Below are 20,495 nucleotides of genomic sequence, written 5' to 3' on the forward strand. Positions count from 1 at the left end.
GTATCGATTGCGAACTCGAGACAGGGGATCGTTATAGATACTTGTGAACGGCCTCGTCATGCAGATTACAGTGACGGGGTTCGTAGAAATCGTCAAGTTACAAGCAATGCAACCGCTCCAACCCCAATTCGATATCACCATACCTGGTGACACTGTGGCAGCACATCCCGCACCGCAGCAAGAAGTGTCCGAGCTACGGCGGGAGACGCTCTGGACATTGGCGTTCTTCGGGGTGCTCCTCTACGTCATCACGGATTATAGCCGCCTGGCAGAGATGTATCCGGTCCTTGCACCATTGAAAATCCCCAGGATTGCGATCCTCATGGCTTTCCTTGGGTGGTTTTTCGCTCCGAAAGTCTCGACAGTCGTTCCAACTGGTCGTCTGAAAATCGAATGGCCACTGTTTGCCTTCGCATTAGCGAGCCTTTTCTCGGCCACATTCGCACTTTCCTCCGAGGTTGGTTTCTGGCAATTGGGCGTATCGATGCCTTGGATAATTGTTACGTTCCTGATAGGACGCTGTATTAGGAACATCCGGCAAGTCCGGTTGTTAGTGTTTGTGTTATTGCTGCTTAATTTCAAAATCGCGCAGTTCGGGATTCGTGAATACCTTTCAGGACGGGAGATTGGAGTATCGAATCAATTTCTGGCGCGGGGCATTGGTTTGGGTGCAAACAGCTTTTTCGGGAATTCCAATGACTTCGGGCTTGCAATGGTCATCCCGCTGGCGCTGGTGCTAGGACTTCTGCTCGCTTACAAGAGATTCAAGTTCACGGTAGCGCTTTTCTCGGTGCTGGTGTTTATCGCTGCGATTTACGTTAGTGCCTCTCGAGGCGCACTGGTTGGAACCATCATCGTCGGCTTCTTCGCGGTCAGAAAAATACCAAAGGGCATCTTCATCGGCGCATTCCTACTAATCCTGGTAGTGGCTGGGTATTTCATCATGCCCGAAGCCAACAAGGAGCGAATCGACTCCGCCATCCACTGGAAGCAGGACCAAAACGCGCAGATCCGACTCGAACTCTGGCAAAAAGGGCTAAACGCGTTTTCGCAACATCCGCTTCTCGGTGTCGGCCCAGGCAATTTCCGGGTATATGGGAACCTGTATGTCACCGGCGAGCACTCGCCTGCGAAACTGCAACAGGGCTTTGCCCCTCACAGCATCTACATTCAGAGCCTCTCAGAATTAGGTCTTCTGGGAACCATTCCTCTGATTCTACTGTGGGTCCAGTTCTTCCGCCTGAACAAGAATACTAGGGCGCGATTGACGGAATTGGGAGCCCCGAGAAGAAGCTATGAGTTTTGTCTCGCGTATGCGCTTGATCTTGCCATGATCGGATATTTGGCGAGTGGTGCGTTCCTTACCGTTCTCTATTATCCACACCAATGGGTCCTGCTGGGCATCGCCGTTGGATTCAACGTGGCCGTCTCCAGGATGACTTCGTTTGAGAACGCGGTTGAAGCCTTGCCCGAGCCTAGCAGCAGAGAACTGGCGTATGAATAAGGCAGAGACGGTTTCCGGAGATGTCAAACGAGCTATAAGCCAGGCTACTTTTGGCGATGCCTATTCAGTTGTCAAACAATGTGGAAGCTACAGGAGAAGCGGTGCCCGTAGTGCAGTCGCTAATCTCGTGTACTACTCGGGACTGTGCGCAGTACAACGCTCTTTGAGACATCGGCGAGGCGAAGTTTGTGTCCTCGGACTACACCGTATCTTAACCGATGAACAGCGAAGCCATGCGAGTTCTCTGGCAGCAATGAGTCTGCGGGACGAGACCTTTCGACACATGCTCGCCTATCTGCAGCGCACTTACGAACTGATCTCTCTGGAGCATTTGCTTTCCGAGAAGTATCCGAATACTGGAAAACCCCTTTGCCTGGTAACGTTCGATGACGGGTGGGCAGACAACTATACCACCGCTCGTGAGATTCTCCTCGAATTCGGGGTGCGACCGCTCATCTTTATTGCGACAGGCCTGATTGACTCAGATGGCACATTTTGGGAAGAGCGGCTTTTGAACTCCCTTCATTCCTGCAATGTGCGTGATTTCATGCCGCGGCTTCTATCGGAACTTCACATAAAACGAAGGAACATCGCTCCCGATGAATTGATTGGTGCTCTGAAAAGAATGCCGGAAGCGAGGCGCGCCCCGATACTTGCGGAGTTCCTCGGTCAAGGCATGACTTGCGTGGGGAACGAAATGATGTCATGGGAACAACTTAGAAGGTTGCGAGACCTCGGCTTCGATTTCGGAGCACATACCGTTAATCATCCTTTGCTTTGCTATGAAAGCGACGAGACGGTTGTGCGGGAATTGACTCTGAGCAAGAAGGCGTTGGAGGAGAAGATTGGGATTCGCATTCACGCTTTCGCTTATCCAAGTGGCAACTACGACCAGAGGATCAAGGAGTTGGTCCGGCAATCCGGATTTGATTTTGCGTTCACGTGTGAACCGCGATGGTCGCGTTCCAAGGGGGATTCGTTAGCGATACCTCGCTTTCTTCTGCATGAAGGCTGCGTGACGAATCGAGGCGATTTTTCCCCTGCGGCGCTGGAATTCACTCTGACCGGCTGGAGACAATGAGAATATTGGTCACAGACGGGAATCTTCGATCCGCTCTTGCTGCGGTACGTTCTCTCGGGAGTTTTGGTGCAGAGGTGATTGTAGGCGACAAATCGTCCACATCACTCGCGGGTACCTCGCGCCATTGCCGACGCACGCTGAAGTATCCGGATCCGATCACCCAGGCATGCGCATTCAAAACCTTCATTCTCTCGCAGGCGCGAAGCGGGGCGTTTGACATGCTGCTTCCAGTTTCCGAGATCACCTCGCAGCTGATTGCACAAATCCGGGAACAGCTTCCGAACTCCGTGGTGGTGCTTTCGCCCAAGGGTGAGCAGCTCTTACAGGCTGTCGACAAGAGGCAGACCCTGCTGGCGGCTATCGAGGTCAATGTGCCGATTCCAGAGACTCACATGCTGCATGAGGACGATTGTTTGGAAGAAGTTGCAGAGCGGCTTTCTTACCCGGTTGTAATAAAGCCGAGATTCTCGTGGTTCTACCGGGATGGAAAGTGGGCGAATGGGTCGGTGGAATTCGCGTACAGTCCCGACGAACTGCGCACCATGTACAGTCGAATCCATGCTGCCAACCCTTTTCCACTGGTGCAGCGGCGCATTGAGGGAGAGGGCAAAGGTATTTTCCTGCTCGTTTGGAACGGAGAATTGAAAGCTGCATTCGCGCACCGAAGACTTCGGGAAAAGCCGCCATGGGGAGGGGTGAGTACCTATTGTGAAAGCGTCGCTCTCGACGAGACGTTGGTTTCCAGTTCGCTTTCGTTACTGCGGTACATGGATTGGAATGGTGTCGCCATGGTGGAATTCAAAGTGGACAGAACAGACGGTCTCGCGAAATTGATGGAGGTAAACGGCAGGCTTTGGGGGTCACTGCAACTTGCGATTGATGCCGGAGTGAATTTCCCGGTGCTGCTTTATCGGCTTGCCTCAGGCGAAAAAGTCCCTCCTCAGTCGGGTTATAAACTAGGGGTCCGAAGCCGCTGGTTTTGGGGTGATTTCGATCAACTTATCATTCGACTGAAGTCCCGGAGCGGGTTAATTCCTGGTGCGCCTTCCAAGGTACGCGCGACACTCGATTTCATGAAGCTGATGGAGTTCAACACCCGGTACGACGTCTTCAGGCTCAGTGACCCAGGGCCGGGGTGGTTCGAGACCAGATCTTATATACACGAGAACCTCGGCTGGAGCAGAAAACATGCGAGCTAAGGGTGCATTGCACGTCCACTCCGATCTCTCGCACGACGGGAAGATGTCTTTGGCTGCAGTCGCCGAATTTTATCGGACCCGGGGTTATCACTTCGTTGCGATTGGCGAGCACTCACAGGATCTTGACGCAATCGCTGTGGAGAGACTGGTTTCACAATGTGCATCGTTCTCCGATGCCGATTTCTGCATGATTCCCGGAATTGAATTTACCTGCACGCCAACGGCACTCCATATATTGGGAGTCGGTGTCGTTCAGTTGACGCCGGAGGTGGACCCGGCTCGGGTCGCGCAGCACATCCGACTCAATGATGGCTTTGGAGTATTGGCGCATCCCAGTCGACTCGGATGGGCATTTTCTCCGGAATTATGGGACACAGTGCATGCGGTGGAAGTCTGGAACGTCGGCTACGACGGGAAGTATCTTCCCAGGAAGGACGCATTGGCGTGCTTCCACGAGATTCGCACGCGCCATCCCCATCTCATGGCGATTGGCTCTCACGATTTGCATCAACCTGGCGGGTACTATGACCTGACAATTGAAATGGAGGTAGAGGTCTTGTCGCACAACGCGATCCTGGAGCGACTCCGTGTTGGCCAGTATCGCGTTGCGAGTCGATGGTTTTGTTGCGACTCCAAGGGGCAGGTTCGGCGGCGTGAGCACGTTTATCTTGGAGTGTTCGGCCCGAACTTAATGTATGCGCGTCGTCTTCGGCGCTGGTTGAGCAGAGCAGGAGCATGAAGCGACGGATCCTGCACTGTATCGAAACCGGAGGACCCGGCGGGGCGGAAACCGTCATGGCCGACATTGCCGCGAATCTCGATCCAGGGCGGTTCGAATCCATCGCGGTTGTGCCCTATGACGGATGGCTTAAGCAAATCCTGGACCGGCGTGGGGTTCGCTCGGTCGTTATGAGTTCGTCGCCTGGATTTGATATAGCAATGATTTGGCGTCTGGCCAGCTTATGCCGGCAGGAGAAAATCGATCTCATCCATTCTCATCTACCTGACGAGAATTTTTACTGCTGCTTTGCCGGATTGGCTTCGCGCCGAAAAGTCATCTCCACCTATCACGGATTTCTTTCCATGCGGACGGCCCGTGAGCGCATCAAGGTCAGGGCTGTGGCACGGCTTGCGACTGCGGTTGTGGCTGTTTCGAAGTATCTGGCCGAATCACTCGAAGGAGCAGGGTTTCCAAAAAGAAAGCTCTCCTGGATTCATAATGGTATCGACGTCGAGCGGTTTCGTTCCGCTAATCGGGGTTACTTGCATAAAGAGCTCTCACTGCCCGCCGAATCGAGGCTGGTAGGAATGATTGCAAACCAACGAACCGCCAAATCCTACGATACGTTCGTTCGCGCCGCAGCGCGGGTCGGCGAGCAATATCCTGTCGCTCATTTCGTCTCGGTCGGAGCGACAGAGCCATCGATCAACCAGCACATCTTGGAATTGGTGAATCAGTTCGGCATCGCGGATCGATTTCATGCTTTAGGGTTCCGAAGCGACATTCCTGAAATACTCGGGTCCCTTTCCGCTTTTGTGCTCTCATCAGCGAGCGAAGGGTTTTCGATTGCGACCATCGAGGCGATGGCATCCGGCAGGCCGGTAGTCGTCACACGGTGCGGCGGCCCCGAAGAACTCGTAAAAGACGAAGAAACAGGATTATTAGTCCCTCCGAACGATCCCGCGGCGATGGGCGACGCCATTGGGAGAATTCTCGCGGCAGACAATTTGGCCGAGAGGCTCGGGCGCAACGCTGCTACAGAGACGCGTTCACGCTTTTCTATCGCAGCGATGGTCGAAAGTTATGAGCGGCTCTATGAGCAGTGCATCGGCGGAGGGCCATTATGATATGGCTCTTCTGGATTTGCGCTGCTTTCCTCGGCTACACCTTCATCGTCTATCCATTATTGGTGTGGGTCGCTTCCGCAATTCGTGCTTTGCCAGCTCGTCGAGCCACGATCGTCCCCCGAGTGACACTCATTTTGAGCGTCTACAACGAACGAGAGATAATCGCCGGAAAACTTAAGAACACACTTGCGCTCACCTATCCAAGGGACAAGTTCCAAGTAATTGTTTGCTCGGATGCTTCGACGGATGGCACCGACGATATCGTCGCTTCTTACGGGGGGGCTGGTATCGAACTCATTCGTGTGACGGAGCGCCGAGGCAAGAACCACGCACTCATGGTAGCGAAAGAGGCTAGCATGGGCGAAATATTGGTATTCACCGATGCGGGGATTCAACTGGCCTGCGATGCAATCGAGACCATCGTCGCGAACTTCGCGGACTCTACGGTGGGCGTCGTGAGTAGTGAGGACCAGATCATTGGACGAGGTGTTGGAACCGGCGAGGGAGCTTACATCGATTTTGAGATGAAGCTACGCCGTCGCGAGTCACTACTGAACTCTGTCGTTGGCGCCAGCGGGTCCTTTTTCGCTGCGAGGGCGGAGGTGTGCCGCAAGTGGCATCCCGATCAAACCAGTGACTTCTTCGTACCCTTGCATGCGGTCGAAATGGGCTTAAGAGTGGTGGTCGATCCACTCTCAATCGGCTATTACGACACCGCGCGGTCTGGAAAAGCGGAGTTTCAGCGTAAGGTCCGGACCATTGTTAATGGGCTGACAGTGTTCTTTACTCATACTGCGCTGTTGAATCCGCTGCGATATCCAATCTTTTCCTGGCAGATGGTGAGTCATAAGCTTTTCCGCTGGCTATTACCGGTGGGATTTCTTTTACTGCTTCTGTCGAATCTCTTCCTTTGGAATGCTGGGTGGTTCTATCGGTTTTCGCTTCTTGGACAGCTGCTGGTGTACGTCACCGGTGCTACGGGCCTGCTAATAAGAAGCTTGGCCGGGTTTTGGCCGGCGCGAATCGCCAGCTTTTTCATCTTAGGTAACGTGGCCACGCTAATGGCGTGGGTTCGATTCCTACGAGGAGAGAAGTTTGAACGTTGGGAGCCAACCCGGCGCAATGAACACACGAGCACAGCAGGCGTGCGATAGACCCGGTATGCGGATCTCGGTTTGTCATCTCGCATCGGGCGATCTCTGGGCTGGTGCTGAGATCCAGGTCTCCATCCTTCTGAAGGCGCTCGCGCAAAGACCCAATTTGGCGGTCTCCGCCATTCTCCTGAACGAAGGTCGATTGGCGGTGGAACTCCGACAGTGTGGAATCGGCGTCGAGATCATCCCGGAATCCAGCAATTCGTTTCGCAATATCGTCTCTCGATCGGCTGTATACCTAAGTGGACGCGGCGTTCAGATCCTGCATTCGCATCGGTATAAGGAGAACCTGCTCGCCGTAGCCTTGCATTTCCGTTGTGGAATTCCATACCTGGTCAGGACCGAGCACGGGTGGACAGAACCAACCTTCGGAGTCAGGAAACTAAAGCACGGCGCCGTGCGTGTTCTCGACAGGTTGGCAGCGAAACGATACACGGATCTGATAATCAGCCCCAGCGAAGATCTACGGAAGAAGATCGTGGGATTCGCCCAGTCCAAGAAAATAGTTACGGTGCTTAACGCAATCGATACCAGTCGGACGACTACGGAACTTACGGTGGCAGCAGCAAAACGGCAACTGGGAATCGCGGAAACGGTTCCGGTAGTAGGGTGTGCGGGAAGACTCGAACGGGTAAAGCGCCTAGATCGGTTTCTCTCTGCGGCTGTGCACATCAAGGACAAAGTGCCGGAAGCACAATTCGTCATCGCCGGCAATGGCAGCCAGCGTCGTGAGTTGGAGGAACTTGCGCGATCCCTTGGAATCTCGCGGTCAGTGCTCTTTTGCGGTCATCGAGATGACATCCTTGACGTTCTACAGGCGTTTGATCTCTTTGTGATGACTTCGGATCATGAAGGCCTGCCGATGGCGCTCCTGCAGGCCATGTGCCTGCAGAAACCTGTCGTGTGTACAGCCGTCGGAGGCATTCCGGAAGTCGTCGAAAGCGGCAGGAACGGCATACTGGTCGACGCGAATGACCAGGAAAGATTCGTCGCAGCTTGCCTATCGATGTTGGGTGATCGAGAGTTGGCCTCTGCACTGGGGCGGGCCGCTCGGAACGAGGTAGTCTCAAGATTCGATGTGTCGTCGCATGCTGAGTCTGTTGCGCGGCTCTACGAAGGCCTATGTCACGGCAAATGAAAATACTCTGGCTGTCCCATTTCGTACCGTACCCGCCTAAAGGAGGGAATCTCCAGAGGAGCTACAACCTTCTGCGAGAACTCTCAAGAGAACATGAGGTGACCCTTGTCGCGTTCAATATGGAAAACCATCCACCAGATCGCCTGGCCGCTTACAAGGAGCAACTGCGGAAGTTTTGCCGTGAGGTGGCTTTCTGGCAATTGCCGGTACGTTGGCGCGGTCTGCGGTGGTGGCTTCAAATGGCTGCATCACCACTGAGAGCAATGCCACACGCATGTTCCTCGTTTTGGTCGAAGGAAACTCAGGGTCAGTGGCAAGCCATTTTGCAGCGAAACTGGTCGGTGGTTCATTTCGATTCGCCCGACTTGGCACACTTCGTTGCCTCGTCGGCCCATTTTCCCAGAGTTCTCAATCATCACAACTGCGAATCGCGAATGATGTACCGTCGCGCGGAACTCGAGCCCTCTGCTGTGAAGCGGCTTTTTTTGAAAGATCAGGCTCAGAAACTCCGGGCACTGGAGTCAACGCTGTGTGGCCAATGCGATATCAATCTGACCGTGTCCGAAAGCGATGCAGAGCAATTGCGGAAGCACAGCCCCGACGGCCTTTTCCACATTGTGGAGAATGGTACTGACTGCTCCTATTTCTCGCCGCAGGAAGAGTTAGAGTCATCAAACTCCATAGTCTTTGCGGGTTCTCTGAATTGGTATCCGAATCAAACCGCTCTGCGGTTCTTCGGCGAGCAGGTCTGGCCCATCCTCAAGAAACGCCATCCTGGCATTCGGTTGTACGTAGCCGGAATGTCACCGGCGCGCTGGATATTCGATTGGGCGGCGAAAGATGGAAGTACAGAAGTAATCGCCAGCCCAGAGGACATACGGCCTTGGATACACCGTGCCGCCGTGTTTGTCTGTCCAATACAGGACGGTGGGGGCACAAAGCTCAAGATCCTCGATGCCTTGGCGATGGGCAAAGCTGTAGTCAGCACCACGTTTGCTACAGAAGGCCTGCGGGTCGTTCCGGGAGAGCACCTACTGGTGGCGGATAGCGCGGCCGACTTCGCAGAAGCCACCGCTCAGTTGCTTTCCGACAGTTCGATACGGAAAAAGATTGGTTGCGCTGGTCGTCAGTTCGTGGAAGCAGAGTATTCCTGGACCAGTATCGGGAGAGAGTTGACGGACGCGTACAAGAAGGCGATCAGAAACTTTGAAAATGACCATTCGAAGAGCCAAGTTATGGGATGAATCTAACGATTTTCGGCCCGAACGTATTGGCAACTGAGAGAGGTAGCTTCTTCCAGACATTAATTGCAAGTCGATACTTCGGATTGTCAGGTCGAATGCGTGGAACGGGAACGCCTGGGGCAAGCCAATAATACCAGTGTAATGGTATTTCTTCGCAAGCCCACTGCTGCTTGAATTGATACGTTCCGCCGTCCTTGGTACAGCGACCCAGGTCTACCTTTCGGAAACCCTGCTCGATTGCCCAAGTAATCGCTGTCCAGTAGAGCAATGCGGTCGAATAGTGCTTTCGCGCCTCCGGAGTAGAGGCGATCCATGGCAATTCCACGGTGTCACGAAACCGGAACATCACGGTGGCGGCGACCGGTGTCTTGCCGTCCCATATGGAAAGGATTTGCGCTTGGTCCCCCATGCTTTCGAGGACGTTTTCGAACCAAATTTTCGGATACACGGGAGTTCCGAGGTCTCGCATATTAACTGCGAATACCGAGTAAAAGTCATCGAGGAGTTCGCGCCCGCCCCAACGGCACTCCAGTCCGTGTTTTTCGGCATGACGAATCTTGTTACGAAGGCGTGAACTCAGCATTTTGGAATACTGCGCCTTATCCGACGGAAGAGGGACGACCATCGCTACTTTAGCTGAAACCTCCGCTAGGTTTAGAGGTATCTGCGTTCCCTGACGAAGTTCAATATGGCGGGATCCCAGTTCCTGTGCCAACGCAGAGGCTCTTTGGATCAGCGCTTCACGAGATAACTCGTCATCCGCGAGAACCCCACCGTAATTGAAATAGGGAACCGAGATGAGGAACTTCCCGAACAACCAGCTTTTCATTTCAACCAGCGGGAGCACGCCTGTGACGGCCCCGTCTCTTTCACAGGCCAGATAGTAGCCTCGATGACCAAAAGACTTCTCTATCACAGCCTTCCACCCGTATTGGTGGTAGATCGTGGCCGACGAGTTACTCTTGACGTAGTTGCCCCATGCGAGAGCGTTCGAACACTCGCTGACCGTAACCCTCGTCGCTTCAGGTGCAAAACGAGTACTCAAAGCTCGAACCACCCCAAACCCTTCTGTCGTGAAATAAACCAGGGGGAAGACTTAAAGCTAGGATAGGGGGGCGATTTAATGAAGTCAATCTATGCAGAAAGAACGTTGGTTACTCTGGTTCACCCAAACAGCTTGGGCGAATTGCTTTTTGGGAGGCATGTATCGTAGTGTGAGACACAATGCTGGAAGTCCTTAAGAAGACTCGGGAAACACCTCTCCGTCTACGGTCAGCTTTTAAGCCGGGCCATCAGTTTCTTGATGATCCCGGTTTACGCGTATTACTTCTCCGCAGCGGACTACGACATATTGGGCTTGCTGGACCTTACGAGTTATGTGTGAGGGATATTCATGTCCCCAGGTGTTTCTTCAGCGGTGTTCATATTCTACCTTGAGTATGAAACCGAATACGACTGCGATCAGGTTATCAGTACCTCGTATTTTGTGATTAGATACATTCGGTCGCTGGAATGATGAGTACCGAGCAACTACAGGACGTCGAAGAATTGAAGCAGGGTTCTGGGGTGGCGCCGAACAGGGTTTTGTTCATCTGCTATGATTTTCCGCCGAGAAGGACGAGTGCGGTCTACCGGCACGTCGGCATAATGAAATATCTGCCGATGCTCGGCTGGAAACCGACCATCCTGACAATTCTGCCCGAGGCGACCGATGTTCAAGACGAAGGGCTGCTGGAAGGTCTCGATCCCCGAATAGAAATTGTCCGCACCTCTCGCAACGACATTACCCGTTGGGAGGGCAAAGCCGAGCAAACGATTAAGTCGAGCGGTGGACTCTCCCCGGCGAAATCAGACGGCGACGAGTCTCTTCTCAATCGCATGATTCGCCGAGTAGGAGCATTTATCCGCTCCCTCGTTTATTTCCCGGACGATACCGTGGGCTGGACACTTCCAGGCCTGCGCGAAGCGATCAAACTCCACCGCAAGAACACTTTCGATATCGTGTATACCAGCAGCCCGCCACGCTCGGCACCGCTCATTGGGCTCGGTCTGAAACTCCTATTCGGTATTCCGTGGGTGGCCGAATTCCGCGATCCCTGGTATCCGCCAAAACGCCCTCTTCGCCGGCGTTTTGAGCGAATGCTCCAAAAGTTCGTTCTCCGCAAAGCCGACGCCATCGTCCTGATTTCAGACGGACTCGCGGCCGAACTTCAAAGTTCCTTCGGTATCCCCGCGGCCAAACTAAATGTCGTGCCGAACGGTTATGACGAGAGTGAATTCACGCCAGATGCGGGGCCGGTGGCGATCTTTGACAGCACAAAATTCAACATCTCGCATTTCGGAACAGTTTACAAAGGCCTCTGCGGCAAGTTTTTCCATGCCCTCAAGGAAGTAGTTGAGGAAAACCCGGTCTGTCGTCAGCAGGTTCGCATCAACATTATTGGCTTTCCCGACGACCCAGAATTGGCGGAATGGAGCCAGTCCCCCGAATTGGGAGAAATGATCAAGTTCCATGCGTTTATGCCGCAGAAAGATGCGCTCAAGGCAATGCAGGCCAGCGACTGTCTTCTTCTGTTTCTCGGCAGCAACGCCATGAGTCGATTGTCTGGACTCGGGAAAATCTATTGGTACCTGAGGGTCGGGCGCCCCATCCTCGCCATCGCGCCGGAAGGCGGCACCAAGGACCTCATCGAGAAAGCCCACGCAGGTTGGGTGGCCGCTCCCGAAGACACCGAATTCATGAAGCGCGCCCTTCGTGAGGTAATTTCGGCAGGACACCAACCAGTGCCTACTCAACCTATTGATCCCGAATTCGTGGAGCAGTTCCGGTATGATCGGCTGAGCGTAAAGATATCAGATCTACTCAAAATGGTGTTTCGTGTCAGCGATGTGAATTGTAGTAGGTAGGAGTCTGGGAGAGCGTAGTGGTTAAACGAAGAACACGTTAGATCCTGTCGCAGGTTTCGTGCTGTATCCGAGTTGCTTCATTAGTTGTACCGTTTCTTCACCGGACACCTCTATTAGCCATTTTGGATGACAACGCTCGATCAACTGCACAGCACCCCTGATAACCTCTAGCTCATGTCCTTCCACGTCGCACTTGATGAAAGTTGGATTCAGATTCGAGAAAACATCGTCAAGACGGCATTTACAAACGGGAATATCTCCATCCTCACATAGGCGCGCCTCGTATATATTCTTACCACCGCCATGCCATTTAGGAATGGTCATTTTAGCCATTCCATTCTCGGAAGATGCCGCGATATTGTAGAAGATCACATTCTTTAAACGGCTTCCAGAAACGTTTGAGACAAGGTAATCAAAAGTTTCTGGGATCGGCTCTAGCGCGTGTACGATCGCTCCATTTTCAGAGAAGACCCTGGTGTAGTCGCCAACATTAGCTCCGACATCAATGACTAAGTCTCCAGGCTTAAAGTAACTTCTGCACGCCAAGGCATCCGCCTCAGAGGTCTGTCCTTGAAATTGTCTTCTGTAGTATGCCCGGGCAACTGGACGTTGGAATTGTTCAGGCAAGATATGATCAAATATCCAGCGCATTAAGGACATTCACGACTCCCAAAGCAATCGAAGCCGAAACCGCGCTCGATAACCGAAATTAGCTGAGAGATCTGCCTCTCCGGTGCGAACTGTTTCGCGACCCGTTCCCGAGCTGCCACCCCCATGTTGGTGGCTTTAGTCGGATTAGTCAGTAACTCCAAGATAGCCTTCGACAGTGTACTTTCATCGCCCGGGGAAACGAGACAACCTGTAACGCCATCCTCAACCAGTTCCGGAATTCCGCCGACTTTAGTTGCGACTACCGGTTTTGCGAATGCCATAGGCTCAAGGACAGACATCCCAAATGCCTCCTGCCACAGTGAAGGCACAACGCAGAGATCGCCTGCGCGTATCAATTCCTGCACATCATTTCGGTACCCAAGAATTAGAATGTTTCGTTTCGCAGGAAGATGGTCCCGCAGTGCCTTGAGCTCATGAAGCATGGGACCGTCGCCCGCGTAGATCAGGACGGGTGATATATGTGGATCTAACTCCCGGAGAGTTGACGAAAATGCGCGGAATAAGTGTTGTACTCCCTTTTCCGGAGTAGCCCGACATGCACATACAATAACGGGCGTATCCTCGCTAATGCCGAGTTCGCCCCGGATGTTGGTGGTTTCCTCTAACGCCGGCAGTGGCAACCCGTTCCAAATGCGAACTACTCTTTCCGCGGGGATCATGGAGACCTCAGTTTGGCGCCGCGCGACGTAATCGCTGACGGCAATGATAACGTCCGGAACGAGGGGAGGTATTCGGGCGAGGGCGTATTTTGTAGCCTTTTTCAGAAATCTGGGCTTCGTTCGCTCTCCCGATGAGTGATCGTGGTTGACGATGTATTTAATTCCGGCCCTGCGTAACCTCCAATAAGTCGGATCCATCGCTTCACGGTCGGTGAAGTAAATTGCTCTGATATTCTCACGCCTGATCAGGTCGATCATCGCATTGACGGAATCGCTGGATTGCAGTGATCCGTCCAGCAGAACGGGTCGGGCTGCGCTCCCGGCAAGCATTTTGGGTGGAGATGGAATCGACGGATAGGAAACGAGCGTTCGAATTCCGTGCATGGCTAGGTGGTTGGCGATATTGGCGTAAAAGCCCCCGATAAGATTCCATGCGTAGCCGCGGTCAGACTTCACATTGGCAACGCATAACAAGGAACGTTGAGGATCTTTGGTCATGGCGAAAATTCAGGGGGGTCACCTTTAGTTCACTAGAACTATTGCTTCCGCATTGTTGAGGACTTGATTATGAACAGGTGGACTGAGAGAACCATCCATATACAGGATTCTACAGAATCTATCTCTTTCGCAGATGTCAGTACCAGCTCCGCTAATCACGCCGTCATAACTAAAATCGTAGCCATTTGTGGGTACGGCGATTAGGATGACCGCCTTCGAGTAGTCTCGACGCCATAGCGTATAGCCCTTGCCATTCGAGTCCACTCCCTTAGCGATCATGCAGCGCCTAGTCGAGTTTCCGCAATGAACTGGATCGCGCGATTTGATGGGCTGCCCGATGTCATAGCCGATCGCATCCCAATAAATCTTCGTGAAGTCGCCTGAGGCTCCGGGCGCTAGGCCCGCATTCAGATTATTAGCAGGTTCGAGTGCGAGGAGTCCTTTCCTTGCAAGCATCCAGTATCCGCCTAAGTACCACATGTTCACTCGTTCGAGTCCGTTGCGGTAATTGCCTGGAACGAAATTGTGGTCAGTGGGAACACCGGCACGATTTTGCGAGGTGGCGACGAAAACTCTGGAGTCTAGCAAATCATCGATATAGTCCCAAAATGCGGTGACAAAGTTCCCGTATGTGCCCGGGTTCGAATAACCATTCTCCTGATAGGCGCCTTGAACTGACTCCATCCATTTTGCCGTCCCCAGAGAAGCGGACTGGCTAATGTTCCCCAACGTGAGCCAATCAGGGCCGAGTTGCTCATGCATGTATACCGCTAGTACCTGCAGGTTTTTGAAATAGTCCAGCGAGGACTGCAATTCCAAATAAGACTTGTTCCCTAGTTCCGCAATCATGCCCTTACCTTTTACTGGTGGAGCAAATCGTGTGCATCCTCCCGTTGGGCAAGGATTCCCCCTTCGAGCTTGCAGATCGAAATAACTGGTCGGCGGGCGTTCAAGCTCATCTACCCACGCACCACGGTATAAGCCTTTAGCGTTTAGTTCGTCGTATCTGTGCTTCAGAAATGGCGCATAGCAAGTCTTGTCTCCCGCATTCATTACATACCGTCGTGCATCCCAGACGCATAACTGCACTCTCGATTCTTGCCGGTTATTGGCAGAACCGCCGCCCCACCCAGGAATCTGCAGGTTCTGTCCGTTGCATTCGGGAGTCCCCACATTCTGAAGCTTTACCGTCGTGTCGTCATAGTAGTGATAGAACGCGTTTTCAGGGTCGACGTGCAGCTTGTCGGTGCAGTACTTAGTCATGTTGCGTATAAAACGATCCGGATGACTCCGTGAGGTGTCTGTTATTTGAGATTCCCAAAGCATGTACACGCCGTAATCGAATGTCGGATCCACCGTCTTCAGCAATGGGGCGAAGTTGGGATCATTGGCGCCGGCGTCGACGTGATTGGCAATCCATCGAGCGTAATTCTCCGTAGAGGGATTGGACCAGCTGTTTAAGGCGCTATACACGAGTGTAGATTGATACAATCGCGACCCGTTCAGCGGATTACCGGAAGGGTACGGCAGCGACAAGACTATGGTGATTGGGTAAGAGACAGATCGACTGTTATCCGTTTCGGAAGTTGCAGTAATTATGACCGTTCCAGGGGTGCAGCCGGTTGTGTCGAAATATGCTTCCAATGGCGTCGGAGAGAAAGGAATCCTGCGACTCTTTGCGAAGGAGCCGCAACCGTTGTTTCCGGAATGCGCCCATTGCACTCCTTTCCTCCCCAAGTCGCCTTGAACGTAAGCATAGAAATGTCTGACTTCGCCGGGTATTGCGGGTGCCACTCCGGCGGTCATCCATACGCGAATGGGATCAGTTCGCGTATCACTACAGAAACCCATGCCAATCAAGAGCATGCAGACCACGAGTACGCTCAATATCGAGTTGCTTCGGGAAAGTAACTGGTCCGTACACGCCTTCAATTCCGTTTTCCTCATTTACGACCGAGCCTTTCACATAAAAAGGCCGGCAAACAATGGTTTGCCAGCCTTGCGAATACTGCAAAAACAGGGTGAAGTTACGGGACCAGTACAAGTGCCTCTGCATTGTGAATGTTAACGCCATCCACCGCAGGTCCCTTAGTCCCGTCTTGATACAGGATGTGGCAGGTTCCATCTCCCGACCCACCGCAGTTCTTGCCGACGCTGACGTATGCTGTTCCATCATAGAGGAAATCGTATCCGTTTGCCGGAACAGCGATGAGAACGATACCTTTGGAGTAGTCTCGACGCCAGAGACGATAGCCCTTCCCATTGCTATCCGTCCCCGTGTTCGCAAGACATCTTTTATCGGAGGTGCCACAGTCGACTGTGTCTCGGGAAGCAATAGGTCGGCCAATATCATAGCCGATTGCGTCCCAGTACCGTTTTGTAAAGTCGCCGCCGGAGTTATCGCCAACGAATGTGTTGGCCGGTTCAATTGCTAGCAGACCGTTACGGGAAAGTATCCAGTACCCTCCCAGGTACCACATGTTCATTCGTTCTACGCCAGATCGATAGTTGCCAACCGTGAAGTTGTTGGTTGTCGGAACCCCCTCACGATTCTGTGAAGTCGCGACGAAGATACCATCATCGATCATTTTGTCGATGTAGTTCCAATAGACACCTGCGTAATCGCCCACATGGCCAGGATTCATGTACCCATTTTCGAAGTACACACCCTTGATCGATTTCATCCACTTCTCAGTTCCCAGGGTCAATGTTTGCGCGGCATTGCCAAACGACATGAAATCGCTGTTATTGGCATTGTGCATACTGCTTGCCAGCGAGTTAAGCCCGTTGATGTAGCTGACTGAGCCCTGTAACTGCGAGTAGGTTTGATTGCCCAATTCCGCAATGGCGCCTGTTCCCGCAATTGGCGGCTGGAACTTAGTGCAGCCCGAGGTCGGACATGGGTTTTTTCCGACAAGTACATCGTAATAACTTGTCGGCGTTGTGTCTGCTTCGTCCACCCAAACTCCGCGGTACAGCCCGGTCGAATTCAGTGCGTCATACCTGTATTTCACGAACGGTTGGTAGCAGCTGCTGTCTGAATGATTCATCACGTAGCGTCTAGAGTCATAGACGCATAGCTGCGCTCTTGACTGGCTGCGCTGAGAAGCACTTCCCCCGCCCCAACCTGGAATCGTGAGGTTTTGACCACTGCACTCTGGTACACCAAGGTTGGGGAGCTTAATGGTGGTGTCCGAATAGTAGTGATAGAAGGCATTCTCAGGGTCTGTGTGGAGTGTGTTGTTGCAGTAGTTGATCATCGACGCAACAAAAGTGTCCGGATGGCTCGTCGAGAACTCAGTTATCTGAGTTTCCCAAAGCATGTAGGCGCCGTAGTCGAAGTCAGGAGCGAGCGCTTTCACGACTGGGGCTAGTTGTTGGTTGTTTGCACCCGCGTCGACGTGATCGATCACCCACCATCCATAATTCGTGGTCGAGGCATTCGCCCAACTGTTGAGGGCACTATACAGAATGCTGGACTGATAGAGCCGCGAGCCGTTCAGCGGATTACCAACTGGGTAGGGCAGACTAGAAACGATTTCGATGGGATAGCTTGCGTATTTAGTCGTATTTGAAATCGACGTTGCTGTGATAGTTACGGTGCCGACAGGGCACCCTGTGGTATTGAAGTAAGCCTCAGTCGTGGTCGGAGGCGTGGGCGTTTGGGCGAAGACTCCGCAGCCTCCATCTCCACTGGCGGACCACTTGACACCGTAGGCATCCGAGTGAGCAATGAAGTGGCGGATCTCACCCGCCAGAGCCGGTGCTACACCAGCCGTCATCCAGATGCCATTGCTAGTTCCAGAACTGGCTGAACTATTTGCGATCGTAACGCTATAACTCTTGCTGCTGGTATTTGCCGGTGAGGCCGAGTCGGTTACCTGCAGGGTGAAGTTATATTGGGCTGCGGTGCCGGGGGTTCCGCTGAGTTGGCCGGTTGTCGCGCTCAGGGTCACGCCAGAGGGCAGTGCGCCGGACGTAACGTTCCAGGTATAGGCTCCGGTTCCGCCCGTGGCTTGTACCGTTGCAGAGTAGTTCGAACCGACGGTGCCGCCTGGCAACGCCGACGTGGTGATGCTTAAGGGGTTCGTGGGCGCAGCCGCTGCCACAGTAATAGACAGAGCCTTGCTCGACGTCTGTGTCGTGCTCGAGGTGTCAGTCACCTTTGCGGTAAAGCTGAAGGTTCCGGATGAGGTGGGGGTACCGGAAATAACGCCACCGGAACTCATAGAGAGTCCTGCCGGCAAGCCGGTTTGCGACCACGTATAAGGAGTGCTGCCGCCTGTCGCCATCAACGTGACGTTGTACCCCTGTCCGCTCGTCGCGTTCGGCACCGAGGTGGTCGAGATTGAGAGTGGTGCAGAGGGGGCGGAGGCTATATTCAGCGAGAGCGTAGCGTTGGCCGTCTGCGCTGGTGATGCCGTATCCGTGACCTTGAACCCAAGGCTGAATGTGCCGGATGTGCTCGGGGTCCCAGACAGAACGCCGTTCGAGTTTAGTGTCAAACCTGCCGGTAGCGCGGTGGTTGCTGACCACGTGTACGGACTCATACCGCCGCTCGCGCTTAGTGTCGTCGAATAACTTGTTCCGCTCGTTCCGCTCGGCAGAGATGACGTTGCAACTATGAGAGGCGCGGCCGCAGTCGTTACCGTGAGTTTGTACGCGGCTGAGCTGCTTTGAGCCGGCGAGGAAGAGTCCTTTACAACTGCATTGAAACCGAAGGTGCCGGCCGCTGTTGGTGTGCCGCTTACCACGCCTGCTGAACTTAATGTCAGCCCCGCAGGCATCGAAGTACTGGCGGACCAAGTGTAAGGCGATTGTCCGCCGGATAGTGTCAAAGCCGCGCTATACGGGGTTCCAGTTGTCGCTCCAGGCAAAGTCTGCGAAGTTGCCGAGAGTGTCGAAGCGCCAGAAACGACATTGAGGGAAACCGTTGCGGAAGTTGTAAGACTGGGATTGCTGTTGTCCCGTAGCGTCGCGACAAAACTGTAACTGCCGGCCTGTGTAGGTGTACCACTCAGTGCCCCGGATGACGATAGAGTCAATCCCGGCGGAAGAGCTGTTCCCGCACCCCACGTGTAGGGGTGTTTGCCACCCGTGGCAGTCAACGAGGTGCTATATCCAGCCCCCAAGACCGCGTTGGCGAGCGCCGTGCTCGTAATCGACAAAGGAGAGACAACCTTCACATGACTCGTGTTGGACTTAATGCTGCTTCTCGGATCGTTCACGTATACAGTCGCGGTGGTAGGGTGGGCAACATCAGTAGAACTGATTCTGGCTATCAACAAGTTCGGCGAGACGAAGGTCGTTGCTTTTGTAACGCCGTCCCAGACAACTTGGCTTTCGGGAATAAAGTTCTGACCTTGAATTCTTAACGTAATATTCGTAGCCACGTGCGCTGTATTGGGTGAAACTGCGAAAATTTGGGGATTAGTGCCACTGGGACCTGCCGCCGAGACATTTCCGCCACACGCGACGAAACAAAGAATGAGAGTTACGAGCGATCCGGTTATGAGGAGCCGTTTACCCAATCCCATAGGGGAGCCTCCAGGGCCGATGCGGTCTGGAGGTCAGAGTAAGGATTACGTACCGCGATAACTACTGACCTGAAGCACTGAATAGGGACAGGTGAATCGACCTGTTCTCCTTGCGTTTGCCTGTACTTAAGGACAGGAGTGACGTCGGCTGCGGTCTTGCGTCGCAAATCGAAAGGGGGATTCGGTCCCATCAGGGATTCAAATGCTTCCTTGCGAGGCTCTCTTTACATTGAATGGAGGACCTTTTTTCGGTACTCTAAATGCCAGTGCGGAACTCTCCTCCAACCCGAAAAATTTCGGTTTGTCTCCTGTCGGGGCATGCGATCGTGCTGCAGGAACTGAATCGGCTCTTGCAACAGTCGCTTTTCTTAGTTGCTGTGAGAAAACTTTCAGACTTAGAGGCTGGAAGCAATCCGGGTATCCCTGCTGCGGATGTGTATGTGATTGACGCGGAGAGTGTAACGGGTGGTACCGAGCAGCTCGTAAACCAGGTGCTACTGGCGAATTTGGATGCCAAGTTTCTGGTTTTGGCAGGCGAATGGACGGAGAAAACCGCGTTTCCCATGCTCGGCATCGGCGTGAAGGGCCTGATCACACATGACCTCATCAACCAGCAGCTCGGGCTTGCCCTCGAGAAGGTCGCTGCCGGCGGTTACTGGGTTCCAAGAACGCTGCTCGCAAGCTTCGTCGATTCTGTGATCACTCGCTCCCGGCGCAAGGAACTGGGACGACTGAATCAAGTGGAAGTCAGCCGGCGAGAGAAGGACATTGTTGATTGCCTATTGTCGAATATGTCCAACAAAGAGATTGCGAGCAAACTGAATATTTCCGAGCGGACCGTAAAATTCCACGTCTCTAACTTGTTGAGCAAGTTTAAAGTCCAGCGCAGAGCGGACCTGATCTTGCTCTGGTACCAACAAGGCTCACAAGCACCTGGTTCGGTAGCTGCATCAGCCGCAAGCCGTCGCATTCAGTGATAAGTTATTGATCTGCTTTCAATAAACTGGCCGCAGAGCTAGTAACGTTGCAGGGTGTTACGGAAGTCTTTGTTTGA

15 protein-coding genes are annotated in these 20,495 nt (G+C 53.3%); 10 read left to right on the forward strand and 5 right to left on the reverse strand.

The window, feature by feature from the left end; genetic code table 11:
• Positions 1-43 precede the first annotated feature (43 nt).
• The 8 genes from ROO76_16425 to ROO76_16460 all read left to right on the forward strand — a co-directional run bounded on the left by ROO76_16425 (position 44) and on the right by ROO76_16460 (position 9,168).
• Entirely contained in the window at positions 44-1,504 is a 1,461-nt protein-coding gene (locus ROO76_16425) for an O-antigen ligase family protein (protein MDT8069749.1), read from the forward strand.
• A gap of 253 nt (positions 1,505-1,757) precedes the next feature.
• A complete protein-coding gene (locus ROO76_16430) occupies positions 1,758-2,585 on the forward strand; it encodes a polysaccharide deacetylase family protein (protein MDT8069750.1) in 828 nt (275 codons plus the stop codon).
• Positions 2,586-2,659: 74 nt separating this feature from the next.
• Positions 2,660-3,784 carry an ATP-grasp domain-containing protein gene (locus tag ROO76_16435; protein MDT8069751.1) on the forward strand — a complete coding sequence of 375 codons (1,125 nt, stop codon included), beginning with the start codon at positions 2,660-2,662 and terminating at the stop codon, positions 3,782-3,784.
• Positions 3,774-4,523, forward strand: a complete 750-nt coding sequence (locus ROO76_16440; protein ID MDT8069752.1) for a hypothetical protein — start codon at positions 3,774-3,776, stop codon at positions 4,521-4,523. The genes ROO76_16435 and ROO76_16440 overlap by 11 nt, the downstream gene beginning before the upstream one ends.
• Positions 4,520-5,632: a glycosyltransferase gene (locus ROO76_16445; GenBank protein ID MDT8069753.1), complete on the forward strand. Its 1,113-nt coding sequence runs from the start codon at positions 4,520-4,522 to the stop codon at positions 5,630-5,632. Before ROO76_16440 ends, ROO76_16445 begins: the two co-directional genes overlap by 4 nt.
• Positions 5,629-6,786 (forward strand): glycosyltransferase, encoded by a 1,158-nt coding sequence (locus ROO76_16450; GenBank protein ID MDT8069754.1) that lies wholly within the window; start codon positions 5,629-5,631, stop codon positions 6,784-6,786. Before ROO76_16445 ends, ROO76_16450 begins: the two co-directional genes overlap by 4 nt.
• Before the next feature lie 7 nt (positions 6,787-6,793).
• Positions 6,794-7,924 carry a glycosyltransferase family 4 protein gene (locus ROO76_16455; GenBank protein ID MDT8069755.1) on the forward strand — a complete coding sequence of 377 codons (1,131 nt, stop codon included), beginning with the start codon at positions 6,794-6,796 and terminating at the stop codon, positions 7,922-7,924.
• A complete protein-coding gene (locus ROO76_16460; GenBank protein ID MDT8069756.1) occupies positions 7,921-9,168 on the forward strand; it encodes a glycosyltransferase family 4 protein in 1,248 nt (415 codons plus the stop codon). The genes ROO76_16455 and ROO76_16460 overlap by 4 nt, the downstream gene beginning before the upstream one ends.
• Here the strand turns inward: ROO76_16460 and ROO76_16465 are convergent.
• Positions 9,158-10,213, reverse strand: a complete 1,056-nt coding sequence (locus tag ROO76_16465; protein MDT8069757.1) for a FemAB family PEP-CTERM system-associated protein — start codon at positions 10,211-10,213, stop codon at positions 9,158-9,160. The genes ROO76_16460 and ROO76_16465 overlap by 11 nt on opposite strands.
• Positions 10,214-10,680: 467 nt before the next feature.
• Between ROO76_16465 and ROO76_16470 the strand changes: the two genes are divergently transcribed.
• On the forward strand, positions 10,681-12,075 hold the full coding sequence (locus ROO76_16470) for a glycosyltransferase family 4 protein (GenBank protein ID MDT8069758.1): 1,395 nt from the start codon (positions 10,681-10,683) through the stop codon (positions 12,073-12,075).
• A 21-nt stretch (positions 12,076-12,096) separates the two neighbouring features.
• Here ROO76_16470 and ROO76_16475 read toward each other — a convergent pair whose 3' ends face one another.
• The 4 genes from ROO76_16475 to ROO76_16490 form a co-directional block, all read right to left on the reverse strand.
• Positions 12,097-12,735, reverse strand: coding sequence for an FkbM family methyltransferase (locus tag ROO76_16475; GenBank protein ID MDT8069759.1), 639 nt, complete (start codon positions 12,733-12,735; stop codon positions 12,097-12,099).
• A complete protein-coding gene (locus ROO76_16480) occupies positions 12,726-13,904 on the reverse strand; it encodes a glycosyltransferase family 4 protein (GenBank protein MDT8069760.1) in 1,179 nt (392 codons plus the stop codon). The genes ROO76_16475 and ROO76_16480 overlap by 10 nt, the downstream gene beginning before the upstream one ends.
• A 24-nt stretch (positions 13,905-13,928) precedes the next feature.
• Positions 13,929-15,395, reverse strand: a complete 1,467-nt coding sequence (locus ROO76_16485; GenBank protein ID MDT8069761.1) for a hypothetical protein — start codon at positions 15,393-15,395, stop codon at positions 13,929-13,931.
• 536 nt (positions 15,396-15,931) lie between these two features.
• Complete coding sequence (locus ROO76_16490; protein MDT8069762.1) at positions 15,932-19,132, reverse strand: putative Ig domain-containing protein; 3,201 nt, start codon at positions 19,130-19,132, stop codon at positions 15,932-15,934.
• 635 nt (positions 19,133-19,767) lie between these two features.
• On the opposite strand from ROO76_16490, the gene ROO76_16495 reads away from it, so the two are divergent.
• The gene (locus ROO76_16495; protein ID MDT8069763.1) at positions 19,768-20,418 is read left to right on the forward strand and encodes a response regulator transcription factor; all 651 of its coding nucleotides are present in this window, start codon (positions 19,768-19,770) and stop codon (positions 20,416-20,418) included.
• The last annotated feature ends 77 nt before the right edge of the window (positions 20,419-20,495 follow it).

The sequence above is a fragment of the Terriglobia bacterium genome, assembly GCA_032252755.1.
Taxonomy (GTDB): Bacteria; Acidobacteriota; Terriglobia; order Terriglobales; family Acidobacteriaceae; genus JAVUPY01.